This is a genomic window from Pseudomonas sp. GW821-FHT11D10, assembly GCF_058808435.1.
This window is the reverse complement of sequence record NZ_JBXARR010000006.1, coordinates 90,344-107,271: the sequence shown is the minus strand read 5'-3', so window position 1 is coordinate 107,271 and position 16,928 is coordinate 90,344. Positions and strand designations below refer to the sequence as shown.

Below are 16,928 nucleotides of genomic sequence, written 5' to 3'. Positions count from 1 at the left end.
CCTTACTCAATCAGCAGGCCGTCGAGTTCGGCTTCGAGCATTGCGCAATGCATCATCGCCTGGGCCAGGTATTTCTTGATCATCCGTTCGCTGACGCCGATCTGTTCGGCGATCAATCGGTAAGGCATGTCGTGCAGTTGCGCGAGGATGAACGCCTCGCTGACTCGTTGCGGCAGACGCGCGAGCATGGCGTCCACTTCGTGCAGGGTCTCGACGATGATCGCCTGTTGTTCCGGCGACGGTTGCAGGGCAGGCGGGCGGTTGGCCAGGGTTTCCAGCCAGGTCTGCTCCAGTTGCCGGCGGCGCCAGTGATCCACGCACAGGCCACGGGCGATGGTCGCCAGGTGCGAGCGTTCATGCACTTCGCCGTTGAACGCCTGTGGACGTTTGAGTACCCGGATGAACGTGTCGTGCGCCAGATCGGCAGCATCCATCGCGTTGTTCAGGCGCCGACGCAATAGCTCGTGCAGCCAGCGGTGATGGCTGACGTAGAGGTTTTGCACGAGAGAGGTGTCGGCGACCGTCATTCTGAGCAAGCGTCCAGGGCGACCGTTGTCAGCGGTCCAAATAAGAATGGGTCGCGATTAAAGCAAATGGGTCGAAGCTGCGCAAATGATATTGGTTTGCTTTTGGGAGGGGTGTCGGGTGGTGGCGTTTATTTGTAGTCAATTGGACTTCGTTGTTGGTCGTTATGACTAATCTTGCGTGATGTCTGATTGACTACGTAGCTATCAACCTGCTGATTCTGTTGGGTTAAAAATCTGGCACGAGAGTTGATACATCCAAAGTACCCACTGAACCGATCAGGAGTACGCCACCATGTTCGCTTTCTTCGAAAGTCCGCTGAACGTTCTGCACCTGTCGAGCAAGATCCTCGTCGCCGGTCTGGTGATGCTGCTGGCAGGCATCTACGGCGCCTACCTTTACCAGGGCCACATGCCGATTGCGCTGCTGGTAGCGATGCACGCCATGACCATCATCGGCCCGACCCTGCTGAAAATCGTCTATGTGATGCGGCTCCTGTCTCAATATCGGCTGGGCCCACATCACGCCGCCGTGGTGGCTTGACCATGCGCAGACTCGTCGATGCGCCGCTGTTCAGCCTGGGCTTCCGGCCGCTGTTTCTGGCCGGGGCCGGATTCGCCGCGCTGGCGATCCTGATCTGGGGCCTGTGGCTTTACGGCCATTGGTTCGATCTGCAACCGGCGGGCGGCATGCTTGCCTGGCACCGGCATGAAATGCCCTTCGGTTTCGCGGCGGCAATCGTTGCCGGGTTCCTGCTGACGGCGGTGCCCAACTGGACCGGGATTCCAGGCGTGCGCGGCGGGGCGTTGATTGCCCTGGTGTCGGTCTGGCTGCTCGGGCGTGTGGCCTGGTGGCTGCCGTTGCCGACCGGGCTGATTCTGGCGCTGCAATGGGGTTTTCTGCCGCTGCTGGCGGTGATGCTGGGACGCGATCTGGTCGCCGCCCGCAAGCGCGACAACTATCCGATTGTGTTGGTGCTTGGGTTGATGGCGGGTTGTCAGGCGCTGACTTTGATCGGCCTGTACAACGACGACGCCGGCCTGCAACGCCAGGGTGTGCTGGGCGCGTTGTGGCTGGTGGCGGCGCTGATGACCGTGATTGGCGGGCGGGTGATTCCGTTCTTTATCCAGCGCGGCTTGAACCGTCCGCCCGCACCCGTCGCCAATCCACTGCCAACCCGCTTGCTGTTGATCGGCAGCCTGCTGACCGCTGTCACTTTTGCAGCAGGCCTCAATGATTCGCCCCGGCTATGGCTGGCAAGCCTGTTCGTGCTGACCGGCAGTTTGCAGTTGATGCGGCTGATCCGCTGGCATGATCGCGGGATGTGGCGGGCGCCGCTGCTGTGGTCGTTGTACCTGGCTTACGGCTGGATGGCGCTGGCAACCTGGGCCATGGCGCTGTGGCATCTGGGCTTGATCGGCCAGCAGAGCCTGGCGACCCATGCATTGGCGGTCGGCGGGGTGGGCGGGTTGATCCTGGCGATGATCGCGCGGGTCAGCCTTGGGCACACCGGCCGGTTGTTGCAGCCCTCGAAAGGCATGGTGCTGGGCTTTGCGCTGGTGCTGTTCGCGGCAGGTTGCCGGGTGTTGCTGGTGCCGTTTTCCAGTCTGGGACTGGGGTTGTCCGTGGTGCTCTGGTGCGCGGGGTTCGCGCTGTTTTTGCGGCACTACACCGGGTTTCTGCTCAAGCCGAGGCTGTAGCGTTTTAACTGCGACGCTCGGCAATCATCAGCAACGATTGCGGCACCGGGCTTTGCGGATGCTGCGGCTCGCGCAGGCCGGTCAACTGCAGGCCGGCCATGTCCAGCGCATTCAGCCAACTGGACAGGGTGCGGAAATACCACGGCATCGGCTGCCACTCGCCCTGAAACCCGTCGAAGGTTTCCTCCCGCCAGCCATCCTGATAATCACCGGCGGCCACCGACCATGGATGCAGCGTCTGGATTATCAGCGCACCGCCGGGCACGAGCAGGGCATTCATCGCCGCGAGCAGCGGGATGATGTCCTGATGCAGCAGGGAAAAGTTGGCGCAGATCAGGTCGTAATCACGGCCGATGTCGACTTTCGCTTCAACCAAATCTTCGTAGCTGGCGACATGCACGGGCGATGAACCGGCCACCCGCGCGGCCTCGACCAGCGTCGCATCGCCGTCCACGCCGACTATCTCGAATCCTCGCTCGGCCAGTGCCCGCAACAGCCAGCCTTCGCCGCATCCCAGATCGAGCACGCGCTCCGGCTGACGCCCCATCACCGCCAGCAGAATGGCCTGATCGGTCACCTGCCGGCGACTCTCGATGGCGCCGCTGCGCACGGCTTCGGTCCAGGCCCGGGCGTTGTGGTGCCAGCTCTGGAGGAGGATGGATTCAGGCGAGGACATGACGGGCTCCGGGATCGCGGGATGCAGGCAAGGATAGGTCAGGTGTAGTCGGCCAGTTGAATCCGGTTGCGACCGCCGCGCTTGGATTCGTAGAGCGCGCTGTCACCTTGCTCGATCAATGCCGCGAGGCTGGTCGGCGGTTGATCGAACACCTTGGCGCCGATGCTCAGGGTGACGGCCTGCGGGGTGGTGTAGGTCTGGGAAGTCATCTGCTGAAACTGTTCACGCAGCGCACTGCCCAGCACCATGATCTGTGCGTGGGACGCATCGCCCAGCAACATCACGAACTCGTCGCCGCCCAGCCGTGCCGCCAGTGCACCTTTGGGCAGCGCTGCGCGGATCATTTCGCTGAGGGCGATGAGCAAGCGGTCGCCGGCGGTGTGGCCGTACAGGTCGTTGATCAGTTTGAAGTTGTCGATGTCGATCAGCAGCAGGGCGCCGGGGCGGGCGCTGGAGACTTCATCGAGCAGACGCGGTGCGCGGACTTCGAGGGCGCGGCGGTTGTACAGCGCGGTCAACGGGGCTCGGGCGGCCAGTTCGGCAATCTGCTTTTCCCGGCGATAGCGCTCGGTGCCGGTCATCGACAGCGCGATCAGCATGATCGCCATCGCGCCTTCGACCAGGGAAATCTGAATGATCTCGCCGCGCAACGACGCCAGATCGATCAGCGTGCCCGGAATCACCGCGATGATCGCCTTGGCGAAATAGAACGCGCCGTGGATCAGCAACACATAACGCAATTGCACCGCGCCGACGCTCAACGATTTGCCGTGCGGGCGCAGCAACAGGCTGGCCCGCAGCATCAGCGCGGCCACCAGCAGCGAGTTGGCCATCAGCATGATCTTCGACCACGACGGATCTTCCGGTAACAGCAGCAACGAAAGCCAGAGCAGGAACATCAAGTACCAGGCCCGCGACAACCGCTGCTGGGTAAACCGCGCGACCCCCAGCAGAAACAGCCAGTGCGCAACCACCAGCAAGCCGTTGGCGAACCAGATGCCGATCAGCGGATAACCATTGGCGCGCAACAGGGCCAGGCTCGAGCCGACGGTGATGGTGGCGAAACCGGCGCTCCAGAACAGCAGGGAAGGTTCGCGGATGCTGCGCCATTCGACCGCCAGATACAGGGCGGCCGCCGCGGCCAGGGCGGTGGAAATGGTGAGCATCGTGAGAGGATCGAGCGCCATGAAAGAACGGTTCTGCCTGAATAGTATTAATGGGCCACGATTGTAAGCGTTCCCCCAGTGGGCTGCTATTTTCACTCACCGGATATTCCATTTTCAGACGAGGTGTCCCATGGACCGATTGACCGGCGGTTGTCTGTGCGGCGAAGTGCGGATCGAGGCGTCAGGGCGACCCTACAGGGTTGGCGTTTGCCATTGTCTGGATTGCCGCAAACACCATGGCGCGCTGTTTGCCGCGTCGGCGATCTTTCCCGAGGACGCGGTGACGATCAGCGGCGAAACCCATGACTATGCGGGGCGACATTTCTGTCCGCGCTGTGGCTCGTCGGTGTTCGGCCGCAGTGGCGATGAAGTCGAGGTCAATCTCGGCGCGCTGGATGCACCGGATCAATGCCAGCCCACTTACGAGCTGTGGACGGTGCGTCGCGAGTTGTGGCTGCCGGACTTCCCCTTGGCCCGACATTACGCGCGTGATCGCGAGGGAACGGGGCGAACCGAAGAGTAGTCGGGGTCAGGCAGGGCGCCTGACCCCGACTAATATCAGTCGCGAATGAACGCCAGCAGATCCGCGTTGATCGTCGGCGCCTCGGTGGTCGGCATCCCATGGGGGAAGCCCGGATAGATCTTCAGCGTGCTGTTTTTCAGCAGTTTGGCCGACAGCACACCGGCGTTTTCATACGGCACGATCTGGTCGTCGTCGCCGTGCATCACCAGCACCGGGATCGAGATGCTTTTCAGGTCGGCGGTGAAGTCGGTCTGCGAGAAAGCAACGATCCCGTCGTAGTGCGCCTTGGCGCCGCCCATCATGCCCTGACGCCACCAGTTCAGGACCACGGCCTCTGAAGGCTTCGCCCCCGGCCGGTTGTAACCGTAGAACGGGCCGGCCGGCACGTCGTGATAGAACTGCGAGCGATTGGCCGCCAGTTGCGCCTGAAGATCGTCGAACACCGACTTCGGCAGACCGCCCGGATTGCTCTCGGTTTTCACCATCAGCGGCGGCACGGCGCTGATGATCGCGGCTTTCGACACCCGATCCTCGCCATGCCGGGCGATGTAATGAATCACTTCGCCGCCACCGGTGGAGTGACCGACATGCACGGCTTTCTGCGTTCCCAGATGATTGACCACCGCCGCCACATCGTCGGCGTAATGATCCATGTCGTGGCCGTCCCAGACCTGGCTCGAACGCCCGTGACCCCGTCGGTCATGGGCCACGACCCGGAAGCCCTGGGCGAGGAAGAACAGCATCTGTGCATCCCAGTCGTCCGCGCTGAGCGGCCAGCCGTGGTGGAAGTGGATCACCGGAGCGTCTTTCGGGCCCCAGTCCTTGTAGAAGATCTCGACGCCGTCTTTCGTTGTGACATATCCCATGTTCGCGACTCCTGGAAAATGCGGAACGTGACCCCGAAGGGAGTGATGACAAGCGTTATCAACTCTAGGATTGAAGTGCACTTCAAGGTCAAGCAAGTTCCGAACGGTCATCGCTGGCGTGAATGGTGGGTCATAGGCGTTGTGCGCTTGACCTTAAAGTTTGGTTGAACCTTAGAGTCGTGTTCACCGGCCATCCGCCGGGTCAATCAGCGAGAAGGTCAGCGAACATGAACAAGCGCTTTACAGAGGTGGAATTCGGAACGCACAAGGTCGAGGTGCTGGAGGGCGGCTACTACGACCGATTCCGGATGAACCCCAACCTCGACGAAGTGGCCCGGGACAAGGCAGCAGGCAACATCGACTTCTTCCGGCGCATTCCCAAGCAACAGGTCGCGTCGAGAGTCGGGCCGACCTGGGCGCCGAACTTCTATTACCGTTCCGGCAGCGTGCAGTTGCTGTTCCTGGCGCCGCTCGACCGACTGCGCGCCACCTTGCCTGCGCCGCTTGAACCGCTGCGGGCGTTTCCCGGTTACGGACTGGTGGCGCTGACGTTTTTCTCCTACTCGGTTTGCGACAACGACCCGTACGACGAAATCTCCGTGGCGATTGTCGTGCGTCGCCCCGGCGCCCGTGGCTCCCACGCGCGGGAACTGATGGACGCCATGCGTCGACGCAGTTTCACCGCCCATGTGCTGGCGCTGCCGGTGAACACCGAAATCGCCCGGGTGCGCGGCGTGCACGGCTATCAACTGCCCAAGTGGCGCGCCGACATCAACGTGAACATCGGCACCAGCGTCAGTGCCCGCATCGACGGGCCCAAGGGCTTGCCGGACCTGGTGCTGAAAGCGCCGCTGCCGACCCTGAAAAACGTCACGCCGCAATCGCGCATGAGCACCGCCACCATGATTCATCAGGTCGATGGCCTGTGGCATCAGAGCGTGGTGCAGAGCAACACACTATCCTTTGCCCAGCGCCTGTTTCCCCGCGATGTGCAGCTGGATCGCAACGGCGGCCCGCTGAGTCAGTTGCTCGATGGCCTCGGGGCTACGCGGATCCTGCGCCTGGACGTGATCAAGGACGCGCAGATCGTGCTGAACCTGCCGGTGCCGCTCACCAAACAGCCATGACCGGTGGTCGCAGCGGCTGGTCGTCGGGTCAAAATGCGCTTAGCTGAAAGGGATAAGCCGAGGCGCGCACGGCCATCGAGAGCCGTAGCAGCGCCCTTCAGAACACCGTGAGTCTGAGGAAGTCCCCGATGCTGACCTTGAACATCAATGGCAAGGATCAGGAGCTCGATGTCCCCGCGGACATGCCGTTGCTCTGGGTCCTGCGCGATATCGCGCACCTGACCGGTACCAAATTCGGTTGCGGCATGGCCCAGTGCGGTGCCTGCACCGTGCACGTCGATGGCGCACCGTTGCGCTCGTGTATCACGCCGGCCACGGCCGTCGCCCATGGCCAGAAAATCCTCACCATCGAAGGCCTGTCGAGCGACGGCTCGCACCCGGTGCAGCAGGCCTGGGCCGAGCTGGACGTGGTGCAATGTGGTTATTGCCAGTCCGGGCAGATCATGTCCGCTGCCGCGTTACTGGCGAAAATCCCCAAACCCAACGACAGCGATATCGATCAGGCGCTCTCCGGCAACATCTGCCGCTGCGGCACGTATCCAAGAATCCGCGCGGCGGTCAAACGTGCCGCCGACATCGGCTGAGCGAGGGGAGGTGAGTGATGAACAGTCCTGTATCCCGTCGCGGATTTCTCAAGGGCAGCGCCGTGCTTGGCGGTGGTCTGGTGGTGGCGTTCGTGGTGCCCGGCGGCAACCGGTTTGCCATGGCAGCCGAGAATGAAGGCAAGGTGTTTGCGCCGAACGCGTTCCTGCGGATTGCGGCGGACAACAGCGTCACCGTGCTGCTCGGCCATTCGGAAATGGGCCAGGGCATCTGGACCGGCCTGACCATGTTGATCGCCGAAGAACTCGACGCTGACTGGTCGAAGATTCGCGTCGAGCACTCGCCAGCCTCGGCGGCCGATTACGGCATGCCAGGTTTTGGCGGGATGCAGATTACCGGCGGCTCCACTTCAACCTGGATGGAGTTCGACCGCTACCGCCTCGCCGGCGCCACGGCGCGGCAGATGTTGATCGAGGCGGCGGCCAAGCGTTTCAACGTGGCGCCGTCGACGATCCGCACCGAATCCGGCGTGGTGATTGCCGGCGACAACCGCGCCACCTACGGCGAACTGGCGGACGCCGCCGGGCAACTGCCGGTGCCGGATCCGAAGTCGATCACCTTTAAAGAAGCCAAGGACTGGAAAGTCATCGGCAAACCCACCAAGCGCCTCGACACTCCTGAAAAAATCACCGGCCGGGCCAAGTTCGGCATGGACGTGCAGTTCGACGGGCTGATGACGGCAATGGTCGCGCGCGCCCCGGCGTTTGGCGCCACGGTGAAATCCTTCGAAGGCGCAGAAGCCCTGGCGATTCCCGGCGTGCACAAAGTGGTGCAGGTGCCGACCGGTGTGGCGGTGGTCGCCGAGCATTACTGGGCGGCGAAGCTCGGGCGCGATGCGCTGAAGGTCGATTGGGACCTGGGGCCGAACGCTGATCTGAGCAGTGAAAAGCTGTTGGCAAGTTTCCGCAAACTGGCGGCCACGCCGGGCACTTCGGCGGCGCAGGCCGGCGATGCCAAGGGCAACTTCGGCAAGGCTGCGAAGAAAATCGAAGTCGAATACAGCGTGCCGTATCTGGCCCATGCGCCGATGGAACCGCTGAACTGCACGGTGAAGATCAGCGCCGACAAGTGCGAGATCTGGACCGGCACCCAGTTCCAGACGCTGGACCAGATGGTCGCCGGCAAGATCACCGGGCTCAAACCGGAGCAGGTGGAGATCCACACCGAATTCCTCGGTGGTGGTTTCGGTCGTCGGGCCAATCCGACCTCGGACTTTGTCGCCGAGGCGGTGCAAGTGGCCAAGGCTGCCGCGATGCCGGTGAAAACCGTGTGGTCGCGCGAAGACGATATTCGCGGCGGTTACTACCGCTCGATGTTCCTGCATCAGGCGAAGATCGGACTCGGCACCGACGGCATGCCGCTGGCCTGGCAGCATGTGCTGGTCGGGCAATCGATCATGGCCGGCACCATGCTCGAGAAAACCATGGTCAAGAACGGCGTCGACCAGACGTCGGTCGAAGGCGTTTCGGACAGCCCGTACATCAAGGGACTGGCCCATCATCAGGTCGATCTGCACTCGCCGACCACCGGGATCAACGTGCTCTGGCTGCGTTCGGTGGGTCATAGCCACACGGCGTTTGTCATGGAGTCGCTGATCGATGAAATGGCCACCGCGGCGGGCAAGGATCCGGTGGAGTACCGACGAACGCTGCTCAAGGATCATGCCCGGCATCTCGGCGTGCTGAACCTGGCGGTGGAGAAGGCCAACTGGAAAGCCCCGCTGCCGGACGGCCATGCGCTGGGCGTGGCGGTGCACGAATCGTTCGGCAGTTACGTGGCGCAGGTGGCCGAGGTGTCCCAGGACAATCTGGCGATCCGCGTGCATCGGGTGGTGTGCGCGGTGGACTGCGGGATTGCAGTCAACCCGCAGAGCATCGCGGCGCAGATGGAGTCGTGTATCACCTTTGGCCTGGGCATGGCGCTGCACAGCAAACTGACCCTCAAGGACGGCCATGTCGTGCAGTCCAACTATCACGATTATCAGGTGTTGCGGCTCAATGAAATGCCGGTGGTCGAGGTGCACATCGTGCCGAGCAGCGACAAACCCGGCGGTATCGGCGAGGCCGGTGTGCCGCCCACGGCGCCGGCAGTGGCCAACGCGGTGTTTGCCCTGACCGGGCAACGACTGCGGGAACTGCCGCTGCTATTGTCGGGGGTGTGAGATGAAACGACATCTGTTGTTGGGCACGGTGATTCTGCTTGGGCTGGGCGGTTACGCGTCGGATCTGTTCGCTGACGATCAGGAAGCTTTGAAGGCCTTCGACACGGTGCAGAAAGTCTTCCAGAGCCCTCGCTGCCAGAACTGCCACATTCCCGGCGATTCGCCGTTGCAGTTCGATGCCGGCATTCCCCACGCCATGAGCGTGGTACGCGGCATGGATGGCAAGGGCGCGGCCGGTTTGCCCTGTGCCACCTGCCACGCCGAAAGCAATCCGCCGGCCAGTTACGGCCCTCACGCGCCACCGGGGGCGCCGCACTGGAGCCTGCCGCCAGCCGCGCACAAAATGGCCTGGATCGGCCTGCCGCCGGATCGCTTGTGCGCGATGATCAAGGACCGCGCCAGCAACGGTGACCGGGACTTTGCCGCGCTGATCAAACACGTCAACGAGGACAAACTGGTGCTCTGGGGCTGGAATCCCGGGGCCGGGCGCGCGCCGGTGCCGGTGCCGCACGACATCTTCGTGACCCAGTTCAAACTGTGGGCCGATGCAGGCGGGCCGTGTCCGGTGGCCGGCGGATGAGAAGTTGAGTCATTGCTGATTCGGTCTACGCTCAAGTGCATCGACGACAAAGGAGTGTGTGATGCTGGTACCCGGCAAACCCGCCAATGAAGCTGTGCGCATTCAAGCGCTGCAGGACCTGAAGCTGCTCGACACCGCACCGGAGGAGCGTTTCGACCGGCTGACGCGACTGGCCAAACGTCTGTTCAACGTGCCGATCGCACTGGTCACGCTGGTGGACAAGGATCGGCAGTGGTTCAAGTCCTGCGTGGGTCTGGACGCCACCGAAACCCCACGAGACGTTTCGTTCTGCGGCCACGCGATTCTCAAGGACGAACTGCTGCTGGTGCGCGATGCCCGCGAGGACGAGCGCTTTCACGACAATCCGCTGGTGATCGGCGATCCGAACATCCGCTTCTACGCCGGTTATCCGCTGACCGTGCCCAACGGCAACAAGATGGGCACCTTGTGCCTGATCGACACCAAACCCCGCGAACTCGACGACGAAGAACGGGACCTGTTGCGCGATCTCGCCGGCATGGCCGAACAGGAATTGATGGCCGTGCAGATGGCGAGCATGGACGAGCTGACGCTGCTGTCCAACCGGCGCGGCTTCAAGATGCTCGCCCAGCACGCGCTCGACGCCTGCGCACGCCTGGAAAAACCGGCGACGCTGCTGTTTTTCGACCTCAATGACTTCAAGCAGATCAACGACCTTTATGGGCATGCCGAGGGCGACAGCGCGCTGAAGAACTTCGCCGATGTGCTGCGCATCGCTTTCCGCGAGAGCGATGTGGTCGGGCGGTTGGGCGGCGATGAGTTCGTGGCGCTGCTGACTGGCTCAAGCCACGTTGAAACCACGGCGATCATGGCGCGCCTCAAGGAAATCCTCGAAGAACGCAATGCCACGTTGCACCGCGGTTACGCGATTCGCTTCAGCGTCGGCCAGATCGAATACAACCCGCAGCGCCATGACACCGTGGACAAGCTGCTGGCGGATGCGGATGGGGCGATGTATGCCCACAAGCAAGCCCTGAAGCGAATCTGACGCTTATTTGGCAAACAACTGCCCGATGTCCTTGAACGCCTTGAACTCCAGGGCGTTACCGCAGGGGTCGAACAAAAACATCGTGGCCTGTTCGCCCACCAGTCCCTGAAAGCGAATCCCCGGTTCGATCACAAACCGCGTGCCCAGTGATTTCAGGCGATCGGCCAGTGCGTGCCATTCCTCCATCCCCAGCACCACACCGAAATGCGGCACCGGCACGTCATGCCCGTCCACGGCGTTGGTGTGCGCGGCTTCCTGTGAGGCGTTTTTCGGCGCCAGGTGAATCACCAGTTGATGGCCGAAGAAATTGAAGTCGACCCAGTGATCGCTGGAACGACCCTCTTCGAGTCCGAACACTTCACGGTAAAAATGCCGGGCGGCGGCGAGGTCGTACACCGGAATGGCCAGGTGGAAAGGACTGAGTGACATAGGCGCGGTCTCTATCAACGGTTGGGATGAACTGAGTCTAGCGCTGTGCTTTTCGATTGAAAGACGATAGTTTTTGCGCCGAGCTCAAATTATTTCGATCAGTCGAGGCGCCCATGCTGCGTGAACTGAAAACCTTTCTGGCGGTGGCGCGGCATGGCACGTTTGCCGCCGCCGGTCTGCATATCGGCCTGACGCAATCGGCGGTCAGCGCGCAGATTCGCAATCTGGAGCAGGCTTTGGGCGTGCGACTGTTCGATCGCACCGGGCGACAGGCGATCCTTAATCCGGCCGGGCAGCGCGCAGTGCCGATGGCGCAGGAAATGCTCGCCACCTTCAGCCGCATGGCGGTCAGCGAAGATGTCAGCGAGTTTCGCGGTGAGCTGAAAATCGGCGCTGTGGCGACCGCCCAAACCGGGTTGTTGCCTCAGGCCTTGTTGCGCTTGCGGCAACAGGCGCCGGGCGTGGAGCCGAAGCTGGTGCCGGGTGTGTCGCTGAACCTGCTGAGCCAGGTGGATGCCGGGGAAGTCGATCTGGCGATCATGATCAGGCCACCGTTCGAATTGCCCAAGGAGCTGTCGTCGCAGGTGATCCGTCGCGAGCCGTTTGTGCTGATCGTGCCGACAACGGTCGAGGGCGATGATCCGCTGCAACTGCTGGCCGAGCATCCTCACGTGCGTTATGACCGCAACTCGTTTGGTGGCCGGCTGGTGACGCAGTTTCTGCGCGAGCAGCGCATTGATGTCCACGTAGCGCTTGAGCTGGATGAGCTCGAAGCGATCGTGAAGATGGTCGAGTGCGGGCTCGGGGTTTCGTTGTTGCCCAGGGCCGGGCTATGGCTGGAGCATCCGCTGAAGGTGAGGGTGATCGAACTGGGAGAACTGACGTTCTATCGGGAAATGGTGGTGCTGCAGCGCTACAGCCAGCGTTCTCAACCGATTCAACAATTGTTCACCCGTTGCCTGGAATCGCAGGCATGAAAAAGCCCGCCTGAATAGGCGGGCTTTTTATCGGCAGCGCGAAGATTACTCTTCGATGTTGCCCATGGCGGTGGTGTTGAAGCCGCCGTCCACGTACATGATTTCACCGCTGATGCCCGACGCCAGGTCGGAGCACAGGAAGGCGCCGGCGTTGCCGACTTCTTCGATGGTGACGTTGCGACGCAGTGGGGTTTGCGCTTCGTTGGCCGCCAGCATCTTGCGGAAGTTCTTGATGCCCGACGCTGCCAGGGTGCGGATCGGACCGGCCGATACGCAGTTGACGCGGGTGCCGTCCGGGCCCAGGGAACCGGCCAGGTAACGTACGCCGGCTTCCAGCGAAGCCTTGGCCATGCCCATCACGTTGTAGTTAGGCATGGTGCGCTCGGCGCCCAGGTACGACAGGGTCAGCAGGCTGCCGTTGCGGCCTTTCATCATTTCGCGGCCAGCTTTGGCCAGGGCCACGAAGCTGTAGGCGCTGATGTCGTGAGCGATGCGGAAACCGTCACGGGTGGTGGCTTCGGTGAAGTCGCCGTCCAGTTGGTCGCCCGGGGCGAAGCCGACGGAGTGCACGATGCAGTCCAGGCCGTCCCACTTCTTGCTCAGTTCTTCGAAGACCTTGGCGATTTCTTCATCGCTGGCCACGTCGCACGGGAAGCACAGCTCAGGGCTCGAACCCCAGCCCTGTGCGAACTCTTCCACGCGACCTTTCAGTTTGTCGTTCTGATAAGTGAAGGCAAGCTCAGCGCCCTCGCGATGCATGGCGGCAGCGATGCCGGATGCGATGGACAGCTTGCTGGCGACACCGACGATCAGTACGCGCTTACCGGCGAGAAAACCCATGTGTTGCTCCTCTTTCAGGTTATTGCGCAGTGGCTGGTGCCAGAAAAGCGGCCTCCAGCAACTGCTGTGTATACGGATGTTGGGGGGCGGCAAAGATACTTTGCGCGTCTCCCTGTTCGACCACGTGGCCATGCTTGACCACCATCAGCTGGTGGCTCAGCGCTTTCACAACAGCCAGGTCATGGCTGATGAACAAATACGTCAGGTTGTACTTGGCTTGCAGTGAACGCAACAGCTCCACCACTTGCCGCTGCACCGTCCGGTCGAGCGCCGAAGTCGGCTCGTCCAGCAGGATCAGCGCCGGTTTGAGCACCAAAGCCCGGGCTATGGCAATTCGCTGCCGTTGCCCACCGGAAAATTCGTGGGGGTAGCGGTGCCGGGTTTCCGGATCCAGACCTACCTCCTTCAATGCCGCAATAATCGCCGCTTCCTGCTCGGCGGCGGTGCCCATCTTGTGGATCCGCAGGCCTTCGCCAACGATGTCATTCACGCACATCCGCGGGCTCAGGCTGCCAAACGGATCCTGAAACACCACCTGCATCTCCCGACGCAACGGCCGGACTTCGCTTTGCGTCAGGCAGTCTAGCTGCTTGCCTTCAAAACGGATCGCACCTTTGCTGCCGATCAACCGCAGGATCGCCAGACCCAGGGTGGATTTACCGGAACCGCTTTCCCCCACGATCCCGAGAGTCTGACCCTGAGGCAGGCTGAAATTGATGCCGTCCACTGCCTTGACGTGATCCACCGTGCGTTTGAGCAGGCCTTTCTTGATCGGGAACCAGACTTTCAGATCCTCGACTTCAAGCAGCGGCGCGCCGATTTTATTGCTCGCCGGGCCTCCGCTGGGCTCCGCGCCAAGCAGTTCCCGAGTGTACGGATGCTGTGGCGAACGGAACAGCTCTTCGCACGATGCCTGTTCGACGATGCAACCGCGCTGCATGACACATACTCGATGCGCAATTCTTCGCACGAGGTTCAAATCGTGACTGATCAGTAACAGCGCCATGCCCAATCGGGCCTGCAATTCCTTGAGCAGGTCGAGGATTTTCAGCTGAACGGTCACGTCCAGCGCGGTGGTCGGTTCGTCGGCAATCAGCAGTTCCGGCTCGTTGGCCAGGGCCATGGCGATCATCACGCGCTGGCGCTGGCCGCCGGACAATTCGTGGGGCAGGGCCTTGAGGCGCTTGTGCGGCTCGGGGATGCCGACCATCTCCAGCAGCTCCAGCGTGCGCTTGGTCGCGACCTTGCCGGTCAGGCCCTTGTGGATGCCCAGCACTTCGTTGATCTGCTTCTCGATCGAGTGCAGCGGGTTGAGCGAAGTCATCGGCTCCTGAAAGATCATCGCGATCCGGTTGCCGCGAATGTGACGGATGGTCTTTTCGCCCAGTTCCAGCAGGTTTTGCCCGGAATAATTGATGCTGCCGGCCGGATGCCGCGCCAGCGGGTAGGGCAGCAGGCGCAGGATCGAATGCGCCGTCACCGACTTGCCCGAGCCTGACTCGCCCACCAGCGCCAGGGTTTCGCCGCGCTTGATGTCGAAACTCACGCCTTCGACCACCCGTTGCACGCGATCACCGATGCCGAATTCGACGGCCAGGTCGCGGATTTCGATCAGATTGTCCTGATTCATGTCACTTCCTCGGGTCGAAGGCATCGCGAGCGGACTCGCCGATGAACACCAGCAAACTCAACATCAGCGCCAGCACCGCAAACGCGCTCATGCCCAGCCACGGCGCCTGCAGGTTGGATTTGCCCTGAGCCACCAGCTCGCCCAGCGACGGACTGCCGGCCGGCAAGCCGAAACCGAGGAAGTCCAGCGCAGTGAGGGTGCCGATGGCGCCGGTCAGGATGAACGGCATGAAGGTCATGGTCGAAACCATCGCGTTGGGCAGAATGTGGCGGAACATGATCGCGCCGTTCTGCATGCCCAGCGCCCGGGCTGCGCGCACGTATTCGAGGTTGCGCCCGCGCAGGAACTCGGCGCGCACCACGTCCACCAGGCTCATCCACGAGAACAGCAGCATGATCCCCAGCAGCCACCAGAAATTCGGCTGGACGAAGCTGGCGAGGATGATCAGCAGGTACAGCACCGGCAGGCCCGACCAGATCTCCAGAAAGCGCTGGCCGGCCAGATCGACCCAGCCGCCATAGAAGCCCTGCAAGGCGCCGGCGATCACGCCGATGATCGAGCTGAGGACGGTCAGGGTCAGGGCGAACAGCACCGACACCCGAAAGCCGTAGATGACCCGTGCCAGCACATCGCGGCCCTGATCGTCGGTGCCCAGCAGGTTGTCCGCCGACGGCGGGGCGGGGGCCGGGACTTTCAGGTCGTAGTTGATGCTCTGGTAGCTGAACGGAATCGGCGCCCACAGCACCCACGCGTCCTTGGCCTTGAGCAGTTCGCGGATGTACGGGCTCTTGTAGTTGGCTTCCAGCGGGAATTCGCCGCCGAAGGTGGTTTCCGGGTAACGCTTGATCGCCGGGAAGTACCAGTTGTTGTCGTAGTGCACCACCAGCGGTTTGTCGTTGGCGATCAGCTCGGCACCGAGGCTCAGGCCGAACAGGATCAGGAACAGCCACAGCGACCACCAGCCACGCTTGTTGGCCTTGAACAGTTCGAAGCGCCGGCGGTTGAGAGGGGACAGGTTCATCTCAATGCTCCCGGCTGGCAAAGTCGATACGCGGATCGACAAGGGTGTAGGTGAGGTCGCCGATCAGTTTCACCACCAGCCCCAGCAGGGTGAAGATGAACAGGGTGCCGAACACCACCGGGTAATCGCGGTTGATCGCCGCTTCGAAACTCATCAGACCAAGGCCGTCGAGGGAGAAGATCACTTCCACCAGCAACGAACCGGTAAAGAAGATGCCGATGAATGCCGAGGGGAAACCTGCGATCACCAGCAGCATCGCATTGCGGAACACATGGCCGTAGAGCACACGGTGGCGGGTCAGGCCCTTGGCCTTGGCGGTGACCACGTACTGCTTGTTGATTTCGTCGAGGAAGCTGTTTTTGGTCAGCAGGGTCATGGTCGCGAAGTTGCCGATCACCAGCGCCGTCACCGGCAGCGCCAGGTGCCAGAAGTAATCGAGAACCTTGCCGCCCAGGCTCAGCTCATCGAAGTTGTTCGAGGTCAGTCCGCGTAACGGAAACCAGTCCAGATAACTGCCGCCGGCAAACACCACGATCAGCAGAATCGCAAACAGGAACGCCGGGATCGCATAGCCGACAATGATCGCCGAACTGGTCCAGACGTCGAAATGACTGCCGTGCCGCGTGGCCTTGGCGATCCCCAGCGGGATCGACACCAGATACATGATCAGCGTGCTCCACAGCCCGAGGGAGATCGACACCGGCATCTTTTCCTTGATCAGGTCGATGACCTTGGCGTCGCGGAAGAAGCTGTCGCCGAAATCCAGCCGGGCGTAGTTCTTGACCATGATCCACAGACGTTCCGGGGCCGACTTGTCGAACCCGTACATCTTCTCGATTTCCTTGATCAGCGCCGGGTCCAGGCCCTGCGCTCCGCGATAGGAAGAGCCGGCCACCGACACCTCGGAACCACCGCCGGCAATGCGGCTGGTGGCGCCTTCGAAACCTTCGAGCTTGGCGATCATCTGTTCCACCGGCCCGCCGGGCGCGGCCTGGATGATCACGAAGTTGATCAGCAGAATGCCGAACAGGGTCGGGATGATCAGCAGCAGTCGCCGAAAAATGTACGCCAGCATCT

At 62.1% G+C, this 16,928-nt stretch carries 18 protein-coding genes; 9 read left to right on the top strand and 9 right to left on the bottom strand.

The genetic code is table 11. From position 1 onward, the window contains the following. Window positions 1-2 precede the first annotated feature (2 nt). Window positions 3-527 carry a sigma-70 family RNA polymerase sigma factor gene (locus AC1RT4_RS18830; protein WP_273904568.1) on the bottom strand — a complete coding sequence of 175 codons (525 nt, stop codon included), beginning with the start codon at window positions 525-527 and terminating at the stop codon, window positions 3-5. A gap of 292 nt (window positions 528-819) precedes the next feature. On the opposite strand from AC1RT4_RS18830, the gene AC1RT4_RS18825 reads away from it, so the two are divergent. Continuing rightward, window positions 820-1,068: a transmembrane sensor/regulator PpyR gene (locus tag AC1RT4_RS18825; RefSeq protein ID WP_493086958.1), complete on the top strand. Its 249-nt coding sequence runs from the start codon at window positions 820-822 to the stop codon at window positions 1,066-1,068. Between the two features lie 2 nt (window positions 1,069-1,070). Continuing rightward, window positions 1,071-2,225 (top strand): NnrS family protein, encoded by a 1,155-nt coding sequence (locus AC1RT4_RS18820; RefSeq protein WP_493086956.1) that lies wholly within the window; start codon window positions 1,071-1,073, stop codon window positions 2,223-2,225. 4 nt (window positions 2,226-2,229) lie between these two features. Here AC1RT4_RS18820 and AC1RT4_RS18815 read toward each other — a convergent pair whose 3' ends face one another. After that, window positions 2,230-2,901 (bottom strand): class I SAM-dependent methyltransferase, encoded by a 672-nt coding sequence (locus tag AC1RT4_RS18815; protein WP_493086954.1) that lies wholly within the window; start codon window positions 2,899-2,901, stop codon window positions 2,230-2,232. A 38-nt stretch (window positions 2,902-2,939) separates the two neighbouring features. Continuing rightward, the gene (locus tag AC1RT4_RS18810) at window positions 2,940-4,088 is read right to left on the bottom strand and encodes a GGDEF domain-containing protein (RefSeq protein ID WP_493086952.1); all 1,149 of its coding nucleotides are present in this window, start codon (window positions 4,086-4,088) and stop codon (window positions 2,940-2,942) included. A gap of 109 nt (window positions 4,089-4,197) precedes the next feature. Here AC1RT4_RS18810 and AC1RT4_RS18805 point away from each other — a divergent pair, with 109 nt between their 5' ends. Beyond that, window positions 4,198-4,590, top strand: a complete 393-nt coding sequence (locus AC1RT4_RS18805; protein ID WP_493086950.1) for a GFA family protein — start codon at window positions 4,198-4,200, stop codon at window positions 4,588-4,590. Window positions 4,591-4,625: 35 nt separating this feature from the next. Here AC1RT4_RS18805 and AC1RT4_RS18800 read toward each other — a convergent pair whose 3' ends face one another. Next, window positions 4,626-5,456 (bottom strand): alpha/beta fold hydrolase, encoded by an 831-nt coding sequence (locus AC1RT4_RS18800; protein WP_493086948.1) that lies wholly within the window; start codon window positions 5,454-5,456, stop codon window positions 4,626-4,628. 227 nt (window positions 5,457-5,683) lie between these two features. Here AC1RT4_RS18800 and AC1RT4_RS18795 point away from each other — a divergent pair, with 227 nt between their 5' ends. From AC1RT4_RS18795 to AC1RT4_RS18775, 5 genes are all read left to right on the top strand, one after another. After that, window positions 5,684-6,583: an acetoacetate decarboxylase gene (locus tag AC1RT4_RS18795; protein ID WP_493086946.1), complete on the top strand. Its 900-nt coding sequence runs from the start codon at window positions 5,684-5,686 to the stop codon at window positions 6,581-6,583. Between the two features lie 128 nt (window positions 6,584-6,711). Continuing rightward, window positions 6,712-7,167 (top strand): (2Fe-2S)-binding protein, encoded by a 456-nt coding sequence (locus AC1RT4_RS18790; protein ID WP_493086944.1) that lies wholly within the window; start codon window positions 6,712-6,714, stop codon window positions 7,165-7,167. Between the two features lie 17 nt (window positions 7,168-7,184). After that, window positions 7,185-9,347 (top strand): xanthine dehydrogenase family protein molybdopterin-binding subunit, encoded by a 2,163-nt coding sequence (locus AC1RT4_RS18785; protein WP_493086942.1) that lies wholly within the window; start codon window positions 7,185-7,187, stop codon window positions 9,345-9,347. A 1-nt stretch (window position 9,348) separates the two neighbouring features. Further along, complete coding sequence (locus AC1RT4_RS18780) at window positions 9,349-9,927, top strand: hypothetical protein (RefSeq protein ID WP_493086940.1); 579 nt, start codon at window positions 9,349-9,351, stop codon at window positions 9,925-9,927. A 61-nt stretch (window positions 9,928-9,988) separates the two neighbouring features. Then, on the top strand, window positions 9,989-10,954 hold the full coding sequence (locus tag AC1RT4_RS18775) for a sensor domain-containing diguanylate cyclase (RefSeq protein ID WP_493086938.1): 966 nt from the start codon (window positions 9,989-9,991) through the stop codon (window positions 10,952-10,954). Window positions 10,955-10,957: 3 nt separating this feature from the next. Here the strand turns inward: AC1RT4_RS18775 and AC1RT4_RS18770 are convergent, their stop codons facing one another. After that, window positions 10,958-11,383, bottom strand: a complete 426-nt coding sequence (locus AC1RT4_RS18770; RefSeq protein ID WP_493086936.1) for a VOC family protein — start codon at window positions 11,381-11,383, stop codon at window positions 10,958-10,960. Window positions 11,384-11,496: 113 nt separating this feature from the next. On the opposite strand from AC1RT4_RS18770, the gene AC1RT4_RS18765 reads away from it, so the two are divergent. Then, a complete protein-coding gene (locus AC1RT4_RS18765) occupies window positions 11,497-12,360 on the top strand; it encodes a LysR family transcriptional regulator (protein ID WP_493086934.1) in 864 nt (287 codons plus the stop codon). 45 nt (window positions 12,361-12,405) lie between these two features. On the opposite strand, the gene fabI is transcribed toward AC1RT4_RS18765, so the two are convergent. Genes fabI through AC1RT4_RS18745 form a run of 4 tightly spaced genes read right to left on the bottom strand, consistent with a single transcriptional unit; the run spans window position 12,406 to window position 16,926 of the window. Next, on the bottom strand, window positions 12,406-13,200 hold the full coding sequence (fabI, locus tag AC1RT4_RS18760; RefSeq protein WP_007956947.1) for an enoyl-ACP reductase FabI: 795 nt from the start codon (window positions 13,198-13,200) through the stop codon (window positions 12,406-12,408). Between the two features lie 19 nt (window positions 13,201-13,219). Then, window positions 13,220-14,830 carry an ABC transporter ATP-binding protein gene (locus AC1RT4_RS18755; protein ID WP_493086931.1) on the bottom strand — a complete coding sequence of 537 codons (1,611 nt, stop codon included), beginning with the start codon at window positions 14,828-14,830 and terminating at the stop codon, window positions 13,220-13,222. Window position 14,831: 1 nt separating this feature from the next. After that, window positions 14,832-15,851: an ABC transporter permease gene (locus AC1RT4_RS18750; RefSeq protein WP_007956945.1), complete on the bottom strand. Its 1,020-nt coding sequence runs from the start codon at window positions 15,849-15,851 to the stop codon at window positions 14,832-14,834. A 1-nt stretch (window position 15,852) separates the two neighbouring features. Continuing rightward, window positions 15,853-16,926 (bottom strand): microcin C ABC transporter permease YejB, encoded by a 1,074-nt coding sequence (locus tag AC1RT4_RS18745; RefSeq protein WP_493086929.1) that lies wholly within the window; start codon window positions 16,924-16,926, stop codon window positions 15,853-15,855. Window positions 16,927-16,928: the final 2 nt, after the last annotated feature.